Genomic DNA, 15,943 nt, shown 5'->3' on the forward strand with positions numbered 1-15,943 from the left:
AAGGTGCACGTGCTGGCGCTGGGCGGGGAGCTGACGAAGCTGTCCAAGGACCAGGCCGAGTACATCGGCGTCGACGTCGAGGGCCCGTACAAGCCGGAGCACTACCGCTACTGAGCAGGTCCGCTCTCCCGACCGGCGGCGCGGTGGCCTCGACGGCCATCGCGCCGCCGGCGCGTGTTCAGGATCGGTGACGATGATCGAGATCGGTTCCGGGGACGGCTGGGTGCACTGCGCCGCGGGCCACCGGCACTGGGGCCTGTTCGGCGCGGCGGGCCTGCTCGTCCGGCACCGCGACGACACCGACCCGCCCGGCGTGGACCGGGTGCTGCTGCAGCACCGCGCGTCCTGGAGCCACCACGGCGACACCTGGGGGATCCCCGGCGGCGCCCGGGACCGCGGCGAGCCCGCCCGAGCGGCCGCGCTGCGCGAGGCCGCCGAGGAGAGCTCGCTGGACACTGCGGCGGTGCGGCTGCTCGACGAGTTCGTCGACGACCACGGCGGCTGGAGCTACACGACCGTCGTGGTCCGGGCCCCGTCCGCGCCGCCGGTGGCGGTGCGCGGGCGGGAGAGCACCGAGCTGCGCTGGGTGCGCACCGACCGGTTCGACGAGCTGGCCCTGCACCCCGGCTTCGCGACGAGCTGGCCGCGGGTCCGGCTGCTCGGCACCGGTTAGGCTCTGCGCCCGTGGGACGGCTGGTGGTCATCGAGGGACTCGACGGTGCCGGCAAGCGCACCCTCGCAGCGCGGCTGACCGCCGAGCTGGTCGCGGCCGGTGCGTCCGTGCGCACCACCGCCTTCCCCCGCTACGACGACGACGTGCACGCCGAGCTGGCCCGCGACGCGCTCTACGGCCGGATGGGCGACCTGGCGTCCTCGGTGCACGCGATGGCGGTGCTCTTCGCGCTCGACCGGCGCGCCGCCGCCCCCGGGCTGCGCGCCGACCTCGATGCGCACGACGTGCTGCTGGTCGACCGGTACGTCGCCTCGAACGCCGCCTACAACGCCGCCCGGCTGGGGCAGGACGCCGCCGGCGAGATCGTCGGCTGGGTGCGCGAGCTGGAGGTGCAGCGGTTCGGCATCCCGGTGCCCGACCACCAGCTGCTGCTCGCCCCGCCGCGCGAGGTGGCCGCCGGGCGGGCCCGCGCCCGGGAGCTCGCCGAGCCGGGCCGGGCGCGGGACGCCTACGAGAGCGACGACGGGCTGCAGGCCCGCACCGACGCGGTCTACCGGCAGCTCGCCGCCGCGAGCTGGCTGAGCCCGTGGACGGTCGTGGGAGCCGACGGCGCTGCCGGAGCCGACAACGCTGCTGGAACCGACGGTGCTGCCGGGGTCGCCGGGCTGGCCCGGCAGGTGCTCGCCGGCCGCGGGTAGGGCCCTCCCCGGTCGCCCTCCGGAGCCGGGGTGGGATATTGGGACGCATGAAGTCGCGCGTGCTGGTGGTCGACGACGACCCGGCCCTGGCCGAGATGCTCACCATCGTGCTGCGGGGCGAGGGGTTCGAGACCGCGGTCGTCTCCGACGGCACCCGGGCGCTGCCCGCCGTCCGGGACTCGCAACCGGACGTGATCCTGCTCGACCTGATGCTGCCGGGCATGAACGGCATCGACGTCTGCCGGGCCATCCGGGCGGAGTTCGGCATCCCGATCGTGATGCTCACCGCCAAGAGCGACACGGTCGACGTCGTGCTGGGGCTGGAGTCGGGTGCCGACGACTACGTCATCAAGCCGTTCAAGCCCAAGGAACTCGTCGCCCGGATCCGGGCCCGGGTGCGGCGCAACGAGTCCGAGCCCGCCGAGCAGCTGTCCATCGGTGAGATCGACATCGACGTGCCCGCGCACCAGGTGACCCGGGCCGGCCGGCCGATCGCGCTCACCCCGCTGGAGTTCGACCTGCTGGTCGCGCTCGCCCGCAAGCCGCGCCAGGTGTTCACCCGCGAGGTTCTGCTCGAGCAGGTCTGGGGCTACCGGCACGCCGCCGACACCCGGCTGGTGAACGTGCACGTGCAGCGGCTGCGGTCGAAGGTGGAGCGTGACCCGGAGCGCCCCGAGGTGGTCCTGACCGTCCGTGGGGTGGGGTACAAGGCCGGGCCGCCGTGATGGCGGAGCCGGTGCGCCTGCGATGAGCCGGCTCGGTATCCGGCGCCGGCTCGGCCGGCTGCCGGGCGTCGGGCGCCTGGTCCGGGGGCTCGCCCCGCTGCGGGCCCAGGCGCACGAGCTCGGCGCGCTGGTCGCCGCGTCCTGGCGGCGGTCGCTGCAGCTGCGGGTCGTGGTGTCGACGCTCGCGTTGTCCTCGGCGGTGGTGCTGGTGCTGGGCCTGGTGCTGCAGAGCGAGATCGCCGAGCGGCTGCTGCAGAGCAAGATCAACGGCGCGCTCGTCCAGGCCGAGACCGGCCGGGTGGTACTCGAGGGCGAGCTCTCCGGTGTCGACCCGGACCGGGAGGGCGCGCAGGAGATCCTCAACGCGGCGCTGCAGCGGCTGACCAACACCGAGGACGCATCGCCCGGCACGTCCACCGCCGGTGAGTTCCGGGCGGCCCTGACCAGCGGGATCGGCAACGGGCCCGAGGTCTTCTCCGGCCCGGTGGACGAGGTCACCCCGGAGCAGCGGGCCACCGTCGCCGAGGGCGGTGTGAGCCGCCAGTACACGACCGTCGACGGCGTGCCGACCCTGGTGATCGGGCAGCCGGTCTCCACCGCGGGCCGTGACCTGCAGTTCTATCTGCTCTTCCCGCTGGAGGGGGAGCGGCTGACGCTCAACCTGGTGCAGAGCACGCTGATCGTGGGCGGGCTGGTGCTGCTGGTGCTGCTCGCGGCGATCGCCAGTCTCGTGACGAGGCAGGTGGTGCGGCCGATCCGGGAGGCCGCCGACGTGGCGGAGCGGTTCGCGGGCGGTCATCTCGACGAGCGGATGGCCGCGCGGGGCGAGGACGAGGTGGCGCGGCTCGCCGAGTCCTACAACGAGATGGCGGGCAGCCTCGCCGCCCAGATCGCGCAGCTGGAGGAGTTCGGCGCGCTGCAGCGCCGGTTCACCTCGGACGTCAGCCACGAGCTGCGCACCCCGCTGACCACGGTCCGGATGGCCGCCGACGTGCTCTACGCCTCCCGCGACGAGCTGCTCCCGGCGCTGCGCCGCAGCTCCGAGCTGCTGGTGACCGAGCTGGACCGGTTCGAGGAGCTGCTCGCCGACCTGCTGGAGATCTCCCGGCTGGACGCCGGCGTCGCCGAGCTGGGCGCCGAGCAGATCGACCTGTCCGCGGTGGTGCGGCGCGCCGTCGGAGCCGTCCGTGGCCTGGCCGCCGACGCCGGCACCGAGCTGGTGCTCGACCTGCCGTCCGGCGAGTACGTCGAGGCCGATCCGCGGCGGGTCGAGCGCATCGTGCGGAACCTGGTGGCGAACGCGATCGACCACGGCGAGGGCATGCCGGTGGAGGTGACGATGGCGGGCGACCCCGCGTCGGTGGCGGTGCTCGTGCGCGACCACGGCGTCGGCCTGCGGCCCGGCGAGGCGGACCTGGTGTTCAACCGGTTCTGGCGGGCCGAGGAGTCCCGGGCGCGGCGCAGCGGCGGCACCGGCCTGGGCCTGTCGATCAGCATCGAGGATGCCCGGCTGCACGGCGGCTGGCTGCAGGCGTGGGGCGAGCCCGGCAACGGATCGGCCTTCCGGCTGACCCTGCCCCGCCTCGTGGGTGGTCACATCTCCGCCTCTCCGCTGCCGCTCGGCCCGCCGTCGGGTGATGACGACACCGAGCGCCGCCGGGACGGCCGCCCCGGCACCTCGGTGCCGACCCCGCCCCGCGGCGTCGTCAGCCGCCGGGAGGAGACCCGGCCGGCGTGCGAGGACGAGGTCCGCGCGCTGCGCGCCGACGAGCCCGCCCCGGTGGTTCCCGCGGAACGGGCGATCACCGACCCGGGGGTGCAGCGGTGAGCGGGGTGCTGCACCGGTTCATCGGCGGGCTGGGGATGCTGATCTGCCTGGTCGTGCTCGCGGGATGTGCGAGTGTGCCCGACCACTCCTCGGTGCAGGTGCTGCGGCAGACCGGGGACACCGGGGCGGCCGTGCCGGACGGCCCGATCGAGGACGCCGACCCGCTCGGCCTGGTCCGCGAGTTCGTCTACGCCTCCGGGCGGCCGGACGACCGGCACGCCTCCGCCCGCCGCTACCTCGCCGCCTCGGCCGCCGACTGGGACGACGGCGCCTCGCTGACCGTGCTCACCGAGCGCTTCGACACCGTGTTCGCACCGGACAGCGCCGAGCACGGCGGGGACCGGGCGGTGGTGCGGCTGCGCGGTACCCGGCTCGGCACGGTCAGCCCCTCGGGTGCGTTCGAGACGGCCACCGGACCCGTCGAGATCGACATCGGGGTCGTCCGGCAGGAGGACCACTGGCGGATCGACCGGCCCCCGCCGGGAGTCATGGTCCGGCTGTCGGACTTCCGGACGAACTACCGCTCGCTGCGCGCGTGGTTCGCCGATCCGCAGCGCGGCACGCTGATGTCCGATACCCATTACATCCCCAGTACCCGGCCGATCCAGCTGGCCTCCCGCGCGACCGAGGTGCTGCTCGGCGGGCCCTCGGCGGGGCTGGCCGGTGCGGCCGTGACGATGTTCCCGGCGACCGCCCGGCTGCGCTCGGCCGTCGCCGAGTCGCCGGACGGGGTGAGTGTCGTCGATCTGACCGGTGTGTCCGGGTTGTCGGTGGCCGACCGCCGGCTGCTCGCCGCCCAGGTCGCCCTCACCCTGGCCGAGGTCAGCGTGCCGCGGGTGCGGGTGCTCTCCGACGGCGAGCCGCTGCTGCCCGAGCTGCCAGAGATCACCCGGGACGACGTCGCCGGCCTGGTGGCCGCGCCCGACCGGCTCCCGGCGTTCCCGCTGGTGGTCGACGGCGGGCGGGTCCGGCAGCTGGCCGACGGCGGCCAGGACACCCCGGTACCGGGACAGGCGGGCAACGGCTCGTTCGACGTGGTCGAGGCGGCCGCCTCGGCGCGCGGTGACGGGATCGCCGTCGTCTCCCGGGAGGAGACCGGGACGCACCGGCTGCTGACCGGCCCGATGGAGGGTGAGCTGACCGCGACCCCGGTCTCCGGTGCCGAGGTGACCTCGCTCAGCTGGAACGGTGCCGGCGACGAGATCTGGGCGGTCGCCGACGGCCGGCTGCGCCGGGTGCTGGTCCCGGCGACCGGGCCGCCCGCCGAGGCGCCGCTGGACACCCGGCGGCTGGACGGGCTCGGCGAGATCGCCGACGTGGCGCACTCCCGGGAGGGTGGCCGGATCGCGGTCGTCGCGGGCGGCACGGCCCTGGTCGGCCCGGTGGTGCCCGGGGAGGGCGGCGAGGCCGCGATCGGGCCGCTGCGCGAGCTGCGCCCGAACGAGCTGCAGGACGTCGTCGCCGTGGACTGGCGGTCGAGCGAGCAGCTCGCCGTGGCGTCCGACTCAGACCGCCCGGTCGCACTCGTGACGATCGACGGCCTGACGCTGGACCCGGTACCGGGCACCAACCTCACCTCCCCGTTGCGTGCGGTGGCCGCCGCTCCCGGACGGCCGATCTACGTCACCGACCGGACCGGCCTGTGGAGCTACACCGGCGGTGACCTCGACGCGTGGCGGCAGACGGTGGGTGCCTCCACCGCTGCCCGGCCCTTCTACCCGGGCTGAACCGGCGCCGGGGACCAGCCTGCACCGGCGGGCGGCCGGTGACCGGGCCGGTTCGCCGCCTGTGGACAGATCCGGCACTTGTGGACAACTCCGGGTTCCGGGGCCCGGTCCGGGGCTCCCGGCGGCCGGCGTCGGGCAGCATCCCCGGCATGACCGCTCCGGCCCCCTCACCCCTGGCGTCGCTGCTCGACCTGCTGTTCCCGCGGACCTGCGGTGGCTGCGGTGCCGGGCCGCCCGGCAGCGGCGGCTGGTGCCCGTGGTGCGCGGAGAGCACCGCGGGCCCGTGGTCGGTCGGCGTGCCCGGCGCCGGCCGGGTCGCCGTGGCCGGGCGCTACCGCGGGCCGCTGCGCCGCGCGGTGCTGGCCTACAAGGAGCGCGGCCGCCGCGATCTCGCGGCGGACCTGGCCGGGTTGCTGGTGGCCCCGCTCGCGGTCGTGCTGCCGGTGGCGGCCGGGCGGGCGCCGCCCCGCATCCGGCTGGTGCCCGTCCCGTCCCGCCCGGCGGCGGCCCGGGCCCGCGGCGGCGACCACGTGCTGCGGCTGTGCCGGGCGCTGGAGCCACGGCTCGCGGCCGCCGGCCTGCCGGCGAGCACCGCCCCGCTGCTCGCGCTCGACCGCCGGGCCCGGGACTCGGTCGGCCTGGACGGGGCGGCCCGGGCGGCGAACCTGGCCGCCGCGCTGTACCCGGCCGGCCGCGGGCGGGCCGACCGCGGGCGGCGGCCGCCGCCGGACCCCGGTGCACCGGTGGTGCTGGTCGACGACGTGGTCACCACCGGGGCGACCCTGCGGGCGTGCCGGCGGGCCCTGCGCGGGCTGGGCTGCGAACCGGTCGGCTCGGTGCTGCTGGCCGACGCCACCACACCCGGCCGAAAGCAGTGACCGCCGTCACATCCGTCCGACGGGTCGGGGGCGCGTCCGGGCGGCCGCCTCCGATGGCCGGTGAGTGCCGCATCCGACGACCCGCCGGTGGGTGCAGGAAGTGACGGCCGGGTATCACCCGGTTGCCGCGTGCCGGTCGCAGAACGGGATCGACAGCGGGCCGAACGTCCCGCTTCCGGGTCGACGAGCGGCCTGTCCCGTCGGCGGATTTCCCGATAGCGTCCGATGAACTCCGACCCGATAGCACACCAGGAGGAACGACCGATAGCCCACCCCCCGGGGCCGTCGTCGAGTCCCGGGTTCAGCACGAGGCGAAGCGAGGGATGTCCGAGTGGAAATCGTCGTCACCGGCCGGAACGTGCAGGTACCGGACCACTTCCGCGGTCTGGTCGAGGAGAAGCTGACCCGCCTGGAGCGGCACGATCACAAGATCGTCGGAATGGAGGTGGAGCTCTTCCACGAGCCGAACCGCCGACAGCAGAAGTCCTGCCAGCGTGTCGAGATCACCGGCCGCGGCGGCTGCGGTGCCGTGGCCCGCGCCGAGGCGTCGGCGCCCGACTTCTACGCAGCCCTCGACATGGCCGTCGGCAAGCTCGCCGAGCGACTCCGCCGTTCGCACGACCGTCGCAAGCCCAGTCGGCGCGACCGCGTGCACGCCTCGCGGGTCGCCGCGAACGCCTCCGCCGTCGCGCTGATGGAGGCGGCACCGCCCACCACCGACACCATCCCCGCGCCCCGCTCGCACGACGAGTCCCTTCCCGGTGCCGAGTTCGAGGAGCAGTGGGCGGCGGAGTACCTGCCCGGCCGCATCGTGCGCGAGAAGACCCATCAGGCCGACCCGATGACGGTCGACGAGGCACTGTCCCGGATGGAGCTCGTCGGACACGACTTCTATCTGTTCGCCGACACCGACTCCGGGCACGCCTCGGTGGTCTACCGGCGTCGCGGCTACGACTACGGAGTGATCAGGCTCGGCGGCTGACCGCTCGGCGCGGGTGCCCGGCCGTCCGCGGCGGCACCCGCGCCCGGCGGTGCCGTCCCGTGCCCCGTTCGCCGCCACCGGTCGCGGCGCGCGGGGCCTCGCCGAAGCGGCGCGGGACCCGCGACGGCGGGCCCGTACCATGGGTTTCGGGGCGGTGTGACCTCGTCCGGTGAGTGACACCCGTCCCGTGTCCTGACCGCGAACGTGAATGAGGTCGGCAGTGCCCTTCCTGAGTCGACTCCTCCGGGCCGGCGAGACCAAGCTGGTGAAGCGGCTCGGCAAGATCGCCGCGCACATCGACGGCCTGGAGCCCGAGTTCGAGGGCCTCACCGACGCGCAGCTGCGCGCGAAGACCGACGAGTTCCGGCAGCGGCTCGCCGGCGACGAGACCCTCGACGACCTGCTGCCCGAGGCGTTCGCGACGGTCCGCGAGGCGGCGCAGCGGACGCTGGGCCAGCGGCCGTTCACGGTGCAGCTGATGGGTGCCGGCGCACTGCACCTGGGCAACGTGGCCGAGATGGGCACCGGTGAGGGCAAGACCCTGACCTCGACCCTGGCCGTCTACCTCAATGCCCTCGAGGGCAAGGGCGTGCACGTCGTCACCACGAACGACTACCTCGCCAAGCGCGACTCCGAGACCATGGGCCGGATCCACCGCTGGCTCGGTCTGACCGTCGGCGTGATCCTCTCCGAGATGACCCCGGTCCAGCGCCGCGAGCAGTACGCGCAGGACATCACCTACGGCACGAACAACGAGTTCGGCTTCGACTACCTGCGCGACAACATGGCGTGGAACGTCGCCGACATGGTGCAGCGCGGCCACAACTTCGCGATCGTCGACGAGGCGGACTCGATCCTGATCGACGAGGCGCGGACCCCGCTGATCATCTCCGGCCCGGCCGAGCAGAGCGCCCGCTGGTACCAGGAGTTCGCCCGGCTGGCGCCGATGCTGTCCAAGGACATCCACTACGAGGTCGACGAGCGCAAGCGCACCGTCGGCATCACCGAGGAGGGTGTCGCGCTGATCGAGGACCAGCTCGGCATCGACAACCTCTACGAGTCCGCGAACACCCCGCTGGTCGGCTACCTGAACAACGCCGTCAAGGTGAAGGAGCTGTTCAAGAAGGACAAGGACTACATCGTCGCGAACGGTGAGGTCCTGATCGTCGACGAGTTCACCGGCCGGGTGCTCGCCGGGCGCCGCTACAACGAGGGCATGCACCAGGCGATCGAGGCCAAGGAAGGCGTCGAGATCAAGCCGGAGAACCAGACCCTCGCGACGATCACGCTGCAGAACTTCTTCCGGCTCTACGACAAGATCTCCGGCATGACCGGTACGGCCCAGACCGAGGCCGCCGAGCTGCACGAGATCTACAAGATGTCGGTGGTGTCCATCCCGCCGAACAAACCGCGGGTGCGCGCCGACCAGCCGGACCTGATCTACAAGACGGAGGCCGCGAAGTTCGAGGCCGTCGCCGACGACATCGCGGAGAAGCACGCGAACGGCCAGCCCGTCCTGATCGGTACCACCAGCGTCGAGAAGTCCGAGTACCTCGCCAAGCTGCTCCTGCGGCGCTCCGTGCCGCACGAGGTGCTGAACGCGAAGAACCACGCGCGGGAGGCGGCGATCATCGCCCAGGCCGGGCACGCCGGCGCCGTCACCGTCGCGACGAACATGGCCGGTCGAGGCACCGACATCATGCTCGGCGGCAACCCGGAGTTCCTGGCGGACCTGGAGCTGCGCGGGCAGGGGCTCGACCCGGTCGAGACCCGCGAGGAGTACGAGGCCGCCTGGGACGCCGTCCTGGACCGGATGCGCAAGCAGGTCCGGGCGGAGGCCGACGAGGTCCGCGCGGCGGGCGGGCTCTACGTGCTGGGCACCGAGCGGCACGAGTCGCGCCGGATCGACAACCAGCTGCGCGGCCGCTCCGGCCGGCAGGGCGACCCGGGCGAGTCGCGGTTCTACCTCTCGCTCGGCGACGAGCTGATGCGCCGGTTCAACGGCCACGTGGTCGAGTCGATCATGAACCGGTTCAACCTGCCGGACGACGTGCCGATCGAGGCCAAGATGGTCACCCGCGCCATCCGGAGCGCGCAGACGCAGGTCGAGCAGCAGAACTTCGAGATCCGGAAGAACGTCCTCAAGTACGACGAGGTCCTCAACAAGCAGCGCAAGGTCATCTACGACGAGCGCCGGCGGGTGCTCGACGGCGAGGACGTGCAGCGCCAGACCCGGAACATGCTCGAGGACGTGATCCACGGCTACGTCGCCGGGGCGACCGCCGAGGGCTACGCCGAGGACTGGGACCTGGAGAAGCTCTGGACCGCGCTGCGCGGCCTCTACCCGGTGTCGATCGACCCGAACTCGCTCGCCGACGACCTCGACGATCTCACCGCGGAGGACCTGGAGAAGCAGATCCTCGCCGATGCCGAGCAGGCCTACGCCCGGCGTGAGGCCGAGATCGACGCACTGATCGGCGCGCAGGGCGGGATGCGCGAGCTCGAGCGCCAGGTGCTGATGCAGGTCATCGACCGCAAGTGGCGCGAGCACCTCTACGAGATGGACTACCTCAAGGAGGGCATCGGGCTGCGCGCGATGGCCCAGCGCGACCCGGTGATCGAGTACCAGCGCGAGGGCTACGACATGTTCACCGCGATGCTCGAGGGCATCAAGGAGGAGACGATCGGGCACCTGTTCAACGTCGTCGTCCAGGTGCAGCAGCCTGCGGCGCCGGTCCAGGAGGCCGAGCCCGCGACGACCGAGATCCCGGTGATCCGCCGCGCCCCCGCGGAGGACCCGAGCGAGAGCACCGTGGTCCTGCCGAACCTGTTCCGCACCACCCCGCCGCAGAACCTGCAGTACAGCGGTCCCGGCGAGGACGGCGGGGTCGCCCGGCGGGGAGAGGGCGCGGCGCCCGCGCCCGGTGGCCGGACCGGCCGCTACCGCGCGGCCGCACCCCGGAACCCGGTGCCCCGCAACGCTCCCGCGCAGAACGCCGCGCCGCAGAACGCGCCGACCGGCAACGGTGCGGGCGACGGTGGCGTCAACCGTGCCGAACGCCGTCGCGCGGAGAAGGCGAACCGCAGGCGCCGCTGACCGCGGTCACAGCAGCCGCGCGGCGGTGACGACCCACGGGTCGTCGCCGCCCGCGCGGTCGATCCGCAGGATCAGCGCCCGGTTCCGGCCGGCGAGCGGGACGGTCGTGCAGATCTCCGCGGCGTCCGGGTGCGGCTGGTCCACGTGCACCGGGTGGGCGCGGCGCTGCGCGCCCGGGGCCGCGCCGCAGCCCGGCGCCCGCTCCCGCCCGCCCGGGCGGCCGCGGTGCGGTGCCGGGCGGGCCGCCCGGATGTAGCGGAGCACCGGCGGCGCGGTGAGACCGGCGAGCTGGCCGGCCGGCCGGCGCCCGGTGAGCACCTCGCGGACCAGCCGCACCAGCTCGGCCGCCCGGGCCCGGGTCCGATCGGCGTCCGGGACGGTGATCTCGGGCGGCCGGACCTCCGCGCGCGGCGGTCCGGCGCGGTCCGGGGCCGGGGTCGCGCCCGAGTACATGCGGATCCCGCCCGGGAGGACGACGACCAGGCCGGGTGGGAGCTCGGGCGGTACCTCCTCCGGCGTCCGGGCGACCAGCACGCGGTACCGGTCCCCGGGCTGTTCGCCGCCGGGCCCGCCGGGATCGGGGAACGGACGGGGTGCCGGGGCCCCGGGCACCGGACCGGCGGGGGAGCCGGGGATCGGGCCGGGTGGCCGGCCGGCCGGGGTGTCGGGCAGCGGGCCGGCCGCGGGGCTGGACGTGGTCACCGGACGAGCGTGCGCCGTGCGCGGCGCGGCACGGTCCGATCGGCCCGGATTCGTACCGACACCGTCCGGTGGCGACACCGTCGGGGTCCGTACCGTCCGGGTCCGCACGGCGCACGGTCCGCGCCCGCCGGCGGATCGTTCGCAGCCGCAGGCAGGCGATCGCGATCGGGCCCGCGGGCGCCGGCGGCGGCCTACCCTGCCGCGATGCCCGAGCAACCGCGTCCCCACCCGTCCCGGCCCACCGAGCGGGGCCGGCACGCCGAGCCCGGCCGATCGCACGCGGAGCCGAGCGACCCGTCCATCGGCCCGCGCCCGGGTCCCGGCGGGCCGGACACGGTCGCCGATCTGCTGGTCCGCGCCGGCGCCGGGGTGACGGAGCACCGGCGCCGCCGGGCGGCGGAGCACGGCCTGTCGCGGACCGGGCTCGCGGTGCTGCAGGTGCTCGACGGGACGGAGGGGCTCGTCCAGCGCGAGCTGGCGGCCCGCGTCCGGGTCGGCCCGACCACGCTCACCCCGGTGCTCGACGCGCTGGAGGAGGACGGTCTGGCGGCCCGCGCGGCGGTCGGCGGGGACCGGCGGGTCCGCCGCGTCGTCATCACCGACGCCGGTCGCGGCCGGCTGGTCGCCGCCCGGTCCGCGGACCGCCGGCGGCGTGTCCCGGATCCCCCGCGCGCACACGCCGGGGCCATCCGCGAGTATCTGCTCGCGGTGATCGTGGTGCTGGAGCAGGATCACCGCGGGCAGACGCGCTGAGGGAGACGTGATGGGACGGGCCGCGGTCGAGGTCGTCGACCTGGTGAAACGCTATCCGAAGTCGGACCGCAACGCGGTCGACGGCCTGTCCTTCGAGGTCGCCGAGGGTGAGATCTTCGGGCTGCTCGGCCCGAACGGGGCCGGCAAGACCACCACCGTGGGCGTCCTCACGACCCGGGTGGTGCCGACGTCGGGGACCGCACGGGTGGCTGGGCTGGACGTGCTGCGCGACTCCGTCGCCGTCTGCGCGAAGCTCGCGGTGGTGCCGCAGCGGCAGAACCTGGACCGCTCGCTCGGCGTCCGCGACAACCTGGTCTTCCACGCCGCGTACCACGGCGTCGGCCGCGCCGAGCGCAACCGGCGGGCCGACGAGCTACTGGAACGGATGGGACTGGCCGACCGGGCGAAGGCGGTCGCCGACGATCTCTCCGGCGGCCAGGCGCAGCGGATCATGATCGCCAGGGCGCTCATGCACAAGCCCGAGGTGCTCTTCCTCGACGAGCCCTCGACCGGCCTGGACCCGCAGGCCCGGCTGTTCGTGCACGACTACGTGCTCGGCCTGCGGGACGAGGGCATCACCGTGGTGCTGACCACCCACGACATGGACGAGGCGCAGAAGCTCTCGCACCGGATCGGGATCGTCGACCACGGCAGGCTGCTGGCCCTCGACACCCCGGACGCGCTGGTCCGCTCGCTGCCCGGCAGCGGGAGCATCGAGATCGTCGCGGAACCGGGCCCGGCGGGGACCGAGCAGATGCGGGCCGCGCTGTCCGGGCTGGCCGACGTCGCCCGGGTGGAGAGCCCGCCCCGGCGTGCCGACGACGTCGAGGGCACCGTCGCGTTGCGCCTGTCGGTGGTCGGCGACCCGGCGACGCTGCTCGCGCCGGTCGTCGACCTGCTCGGCAGGCACGGTGCGGCGGCGCGGGACGTGCGGCTGGGGTCCGCCACCCTGGAGGACGTCTTCATCGACCTGACCGGACGGGAACTGCGGTGAGCCGGCGCGCCTTCCTCGCGGTGCTGCGCCGCGACATCTTCGTCACCGGCAAAGAATTGCCCTCCTTCCTCGCCCAGGTGCTGGTGCAGCCGTTCTTCTTCCTGCTGGTCTTCGTGGTCGTGCTGGGCCGCGGCGGGTTCGTCGCCGAGGGCTACGGCGAGATCATGCTGCCCGGGCTGATCGCGCTGAACGCGCTGTTCGGGGCGCTGCAGAGCGTCACGCTGCCACTGGTGTTCGAGCTGTCGTGGACCCGGGAGATCGACGACCGGCTGCTGGCGCCGATGCCGGTGTGGGCGGTGGCCGTCGAGAAGATCATCTTCGCCGGCCTGCGCGGGTTGCTGGCCAGCCTGCTGATGGTGCCGATCGGGCTGCTGATGGTGGATGTGTCCTGGCCGGCCGCCGGGCTCCCGATGGCGCTGCTGATGGTGGTGCTGGGATCGCTGCTCGGCGCCGCCATGGGCCTCACCATCGGGACCGCGGTGCCACCGCGGCGGATCAACATCCTGTTCGCGGTGATCTTCACGCCGCTGCTGTTCACCGGCTCCGTGCAGTACCCGTGGCTGACCCTGGCCGACCTGCGCTGGTTCCAGGTGCTCTCGGCGCTGAACCCGCTGACCTACGTCAGCGAGGGGCTCCGGGCGGCGCTGGTGCCGCACGTCCCGCACATCCCGATGTGGATCTGCGTGCTGGTGCCGGTGCTCGCGATCGTGCTGTTCACCCTGCTCGGGATCCGCGGGTTCCTCCGCCGCGCCCTCGACTGACGGGTACCGTCGGCGGCGTGCCGGAACCACGCACGCTGCGCGGCCTGATCGTCGACTACGGCGGTGTCCTCGACGATCCGGACGGCGGCCCGCGCCTGCTCGCCTACGCCCGCCGGGCCGCCGCCGACGGGATCCGGACGGCCCTGTTCTCCGGGGCGCACGCGGTGCCCGACGGTTGCGCCGACGCCTTCGGCACGGTGCTGCTCGGGGCGGTCCGCGGGGCCCGCAAGCCCAGCCCGGACGCCTTCGCCGCGGCGGCCGCCGCGATCGGCCTGGACCCGGCGGACTGCGTGGTCGTCGACGACATGGGCGTCTGCGTGCGCGGCGCGGCGGCGGCCGGGGCGGTCGGGGTGCAGCACGTGAGCGCCGATGCGACGCTCGCCGAGCTGGAGATCCTGCTGGGCGTCGACGCCGGGTCGTGACGTGCGGAGGCGCCGCCCGCTGCTCGCGGACGGCGCCTCGATGGTCGGCCCGGCTGCTGCCGGGCCGGTCCCGCTACGGGCCGTTGTGACCGGCCCGGATCACTGCTGCGGGGGCGGCGGCTGCTGGCCGCCCTGCGGCGGCGGCGCCTGGCCGGGCTGCTGCTGACCCTGCGGCGGCGGGGCCTGGCCCGGCTGCTGCTGACCCTGCTGCGCGGTCGTGTCGCCGCTACCGGTCCGCTCGCGGGCGAACTTCGTCGCGGTGTCGATGTGCTGCTCGTTGCCGGCGAACTTCTTCTTGGCCGCGTCCCCGGCCTTGTTCAGCGCCTGGTCGACCTTGTCGTCGTGCTTGCCGAGCAGGTCCTTGGCCTTGTCCAGGAAACCCATGCCGACCATGGTCGCGCGCTCAGGCTCGCGGCGCACCCTCGGCACGTACCCCGTTCGGGTGAGCAGCGTCCACGATCGACGAACGGAGCCGCGCGTGCTCCGGCCGGAGGTCCGCCACCCGGGTCACCCCGAGCAGCTGCATCGTGCGCTCGACCTCGCCGCGCAGGATCTCCACCGCCCGGGCCACCCCGGCCTCGCCGCCGGCCATCAGCCCGTACAGGTAGGCCCGGCCGACCAGCGCCGCCCGCGCCCCGAGCGCGACGGCGGCGACCGCGTCCCCGCCGTGCATGATCCCGGTGTCGACCAGCACCTCGGCGTCGTCTCCGAGCTCCTGGACGACCGGCTCGATCAGCTCGGCCGGGACCGGGGCCCGGTCCAGCTGCCGGCCGCCGTGGTTGGACAGCAGCACGCCGTCCGCGCCCGCGTCGGCGACCCGGCGCGCGTCGGCCACCGACTGGACGCCCTTGACCACCAGCTTCCCCGGCCAGGTCTCGCGCAGCCAGGCCACGTCGTCCATCGTCAGGGCCGGGTCGAACACCCGGTTGATCACCTCGAACGGGGATCCGCCGCCCGAGGCGAGGCTCTCGAAGGCCAGCGGCTCGGTGGTGAGCAGGTCGAACCACCACCGCGGGTGCCGGGCGCCGTCGAGGAAGGTCCGCAGCGACAGGGCGGGCGGGATGGACAGGCCGTTGCGGACGTCGCGGCGCCGGTTGCCGCCGACCGGGGTGTCGACGGTCAGCATCAGCGTGTCGTAGCCGGCCGCCGCCGCCCGGGCGACCAGGTCGTGCGCGAACGACCGGTCCCGCCACAGGTAGAGCTGGAACCAGGTGCGGCCGCCGGCGCCGGCCCGGGCGACGTCCTCGATCGTCGTCGAACCCATGGTGGACAGCGTGTACGGGATCCCGGACCGGGCCGCGACGGCGGCGACCGCCCGCTCGCCCGCGGTGTGCATCATCCGGGTGAAACCGGTCGGGGCCAGCGCGAACGGCAGCGCCGAGCGGCCGCCGAGGACGTCGGTCCCGGTGTCGACCCGCGACACGTCGCGCAGCACGCTCGGCGTGAACTCGACCGACGCCCACGCGTCGCGGGCGCGGCGCAGGCCGATCTCGTCCTCGGCGGCGCCGTCGGTGTAGTCGAACACCGCCCGCGGCGCCCGTCTGCGGGCGAGCAGCCGCAGGTCACCGATGCTCGCCGCGCGGGCCAGCCGGGCCGCGGTGCGGTCCAGGGTGACGGGCGCGGGGCGCAGCAGCGGCGCGAGCTCGGACGGGCGCGGGATGCGACGGCGGACCATGGACGCCAGGGTAGGTACCCGAGCCGGG

16 protein-coding genes are annotated in these 15,943 nt (G+C 74.5%); 13 read left to right on the top strand and 3 right to left on the bottom strand.

All coding sequences use genetic code 11. From position 1 onward, the window contains the following. The 9 genes from ABZ881_RS02170 to secA all read left to right on the top strand — a co-directional run. Positions 1-114, top strand: a 114-nt coding sequence (locus ABZ881_RS02170; protein ID WP_358481565.1) for an adenosylhomocysteinase, incomplete at its 5' end; no start/stop codon positions are given. A gap of 79 nt (positions 115-193) precedes the next feature. After that, complete coding sequence (locus ABZ881_RS02175; protein ID WP_344029581.1) at positions 194-673, top strand: NUDIX domain-containing protein; 480 nt, start codon at positions 194-196, stop codon at positions 671-673. Positions 674-684: 11 nt separating this feature from the next. After that, positions 685-1,371 carry a dTMP kinase gene (locus ABZ881_RS02180; protein WP_358481113.1) on the top strand — a complete coding sequence of 229 codons (687 nt, stop codon included), beginning with the start codon at positions 685-687 and terminating at the stop codon, positions 1,369-1,371. Positions 1,372-1,418: 47 nt separating this feature from the next. Then, on the top strand, positions 1,419-2,096 hold the full coding sequence (mtrA, locus tag ABZ881_RS02185; protein WP_344029587.1) for an MtrAB system response regulator MtrA: 678 nt from the start codon (positions 1,419-1,421) through the stop codon (positions 2,094-2,096). A gap of 22 nt (positions 2,097-2,118) precedes the next feature. After that, complete coding sequence (gene mtrB / locus ABZ881_RS02190; RefSeq protein WP_358481114.1) at positions 2,119-3,924, top strand: MtrAB system histidine kinase MtrB; 1,806 nt, start codon at positions 2,119-2,121, stop codon at positions 3,922-3,924. Continuing rightward, on the top strand, positions 3,921-5,651 hold the full coding sequence (locus ABZ881_RS02195; RefSeq protein WP_358481115.1) for an LpqB family beta-propeller domain-containing protein: 1,731 nt from the start codon (positions 3,921-3,923) through the stop codon (positions 5,649-5,651). The genes mtrB and ABZ881_RS02195 overlap by 4 nt, the downstream gene beginning before the upstream one ends. A 149-nt stretch (positions 5,652-5,800) precedes the next feature. After that, positions 5,801-6,529, top strand: coding sequence for a phosphoribosyltransferase family protein (locus ABZ881_RS02200; RefSeq protein ID WP_358481117.1), 729 nt, complete (start codon positions 5,801-5,803; stop codon positions 6,527-6,529). A 331-nt stretch (positions 6,530-6,860) separates the two neighbouring features. Next, complete coding sequence (gene raiA, locus ABZ881_RS02205; RefSeq protein WP_358481119.1) at positions 6,861-7,511, top strand: ribosome-associated translation inhibitor RaiA; 651 nt, start codon at positions 6,861-6,863, stop codon at positions 7,509-7,511. 208 nt (positions 7,512-7,719) lie between these two features. Further along, positions 7,720-10,608, top strand: a complete 2,889-nt coding sequence (secA, locus tag ABZ881_RS02210) for a preprotein translocase subunit SecA (protein WP_358481120.1) — start codon at positions 7,720-7,722, stop codon at positions 10,606-10,608. Positions 10,609-10,614: 6 nt separating this feature from the next. On the opposite strand, the gene ABZ881_RS02215 is transcribed toward secA, so the two are convergent. Next, positions 10,615-11,310: an Rv3235 family protein gene (locus ABZ881_RS02215; RefSeq protein WP_358481122.1), complete on the bottom strand. Its 696-nt coding sequence runs from the start codon at positions 11,308-11,310 to the stop codon at positions 10,615-10,617. Between the two features lie 204 nt (positions 11,311-11,514). Here ABZ881_RS02215 and ABZ881_RS02220 point away from each other — a divergent pair, with 204 nt between their 5' ends. From ABZ881_RS02220 to ABZ881_RS02235, 4 genes are read left to right on the top strand one after another with little or no spacing between them, the layout of a single operon-like run. Continuing rightward, the gene (locus ABZ881_RS02220) at positions 11,515-12,063 is read left to right on the top strand and encodes a MarR family transcriptional regulator (RefSeq protein ID WP_358481123.1); all 549 of its coding nucleotides are present in this window, start codon (positions 11,515-11,517) and stop codon (positions 12,061-12,063) included. Positions 12,064-12,073: 10 nt separating this feature from the next. Beyond that, the gene (locus ABZ881_RS02225) at positions 12,074-13,057 is read left to right on the top strand and encodes an ABC transporter ATP-binding protein (protein WP_358481125.1); all 984 of its coding nucleotides are present in this window, start codon (positions 12,074-12,076) and stop codon (positions 13,055-13,057) included. After that, positions 13,054-13,818, top strand: a complete 765-nt coding sequence (locus ABZ881_RS02230; RefSeq protein ID WP_358481127.1) for an ABC transporter permease — start codon at positions 13,054-13,056, stop codon at positions 13,816-13,818. Before ABZ881_RS02225 ends, ABZ881_RS02230 begins: the two co-directional genes overlap by 4 nt. A 17-nt stretch (positions 13,819-13,835) precedes the next feature. Next, on the top strand, positions 13,836-14,240 hold the full coding sequence (locus tag ABZ881_RS02235) for an HAD-IA family hydrolase (RefSeq protein ID WP_358481128.1): 405 nt from the start codon (positions 13,836-13,838) through the stop codon (positions 14,238-14,240). Between the two features lie 99 nt (positions 14,241-14,339). Here ABZ881_RS02235 and ABZ881_RS02240 read toward each other — a convergent pair whose 3' ends face one another. Then, on the bottom strand, positions 14,340-14,624 hold the full coding sequence (locus ABZ881_RS02240; RefSeq protein ID WP_344029619.1) for an antitoxin: 285 nt from the start codon (positions 14,622-14,624) through the stop codon (positions 14,340-14,342). A gap of 19 nt (positions 14,625-14,643) precedes the next feature. Continuing rightward, positions 14,644-15,915, bottom strand: coding sequence for an alpha-hydroxy acid oxidase (locus tag ABZ881_RS02245; protein WP_358481131.1), 1,272 nt, complete (start codon positions 15,913-15,915; stop codon positions 14,644-14,646). Positions 15,916-15,943: the final 28 nt, after the last annotated feature.

It is taken from the genome of Pseudonocardia sp. NPDC046786, assembly GCF_040645415.1.
Classification (GTDB): domain Bacteria; phylum Actinomycetota; class Actinomycetes; order Mycobacteriales; family Pseudonocardiaceae; genus Pseudonocardia; species Pseudonocardia kongjuensis.

Bases quoted from the DNA above. Each gene is read 5' to 3' on its own strand.
- ABZ881_RS02175 (WP_344029581.1), top strand. From the start codon at position 194: ATGATCGAGATCGGTTCCGGGGACGGCTGGGTGCACTGCGCCGCGGGC.
- mtrA (WP_344029587.1), top strand. From the start codon at position 1,419: ATGAAGTCGCGCGTGCTGGTGGTCGACGACGACCCGGCCCTGGCCGAG.
- mtrB (WP_358481114.1), top strand. From the start codon at position 2,119: ATGAGCCGGCTCGGTATCCGGCGCCGGCTCGGCCGGCTGCCGGGCGTC.
- ABZ881_RS02200 (WP_358481117.1), top strand. From the start codon at position 5,801: ATGACCGCTCCGGCCCCCTCACCCCTGGCGTCGCTGCTCGACCTGCTG.
- secA (WP_358481120.1), top strand. From the start codon at position 7,720: ATGAGGTCGGCAGTGCCCTTCCTGAGTCGACTCCTCCGGGCCGGCGAG.
- ABZ881_RS02220 (WP_358481123.1), top strand. From the start codon at position 11,515: ATGCCCGAGCAACCGCGTCCCCACCCGTCCCGGCCCACCGAGCGGGGC.
- ABZ881_RS02225 (WP_358481125.1), top strand. From the start codon at position 12,074: ATGGGACGGGCCGCGGTCGAGGTCGTCGACCTGGTGAAACGCTATCCG.
- ABZ881_RS02240 (WP_344029619.1), bottom strand. From the start codon at position 14,624: ATGGGTTTCCTGGACAAGGCCAAGGACCTGCTCGGCAAGCACGACGAC.
- ABZ881_RS02245 (WP_358481131.1), bottom strand. From the start codon at position 15,915: ATGGTCCGCCGTCGCATCCCGCGCCCGTCCGAGCTCGCGCCGCTGCTG.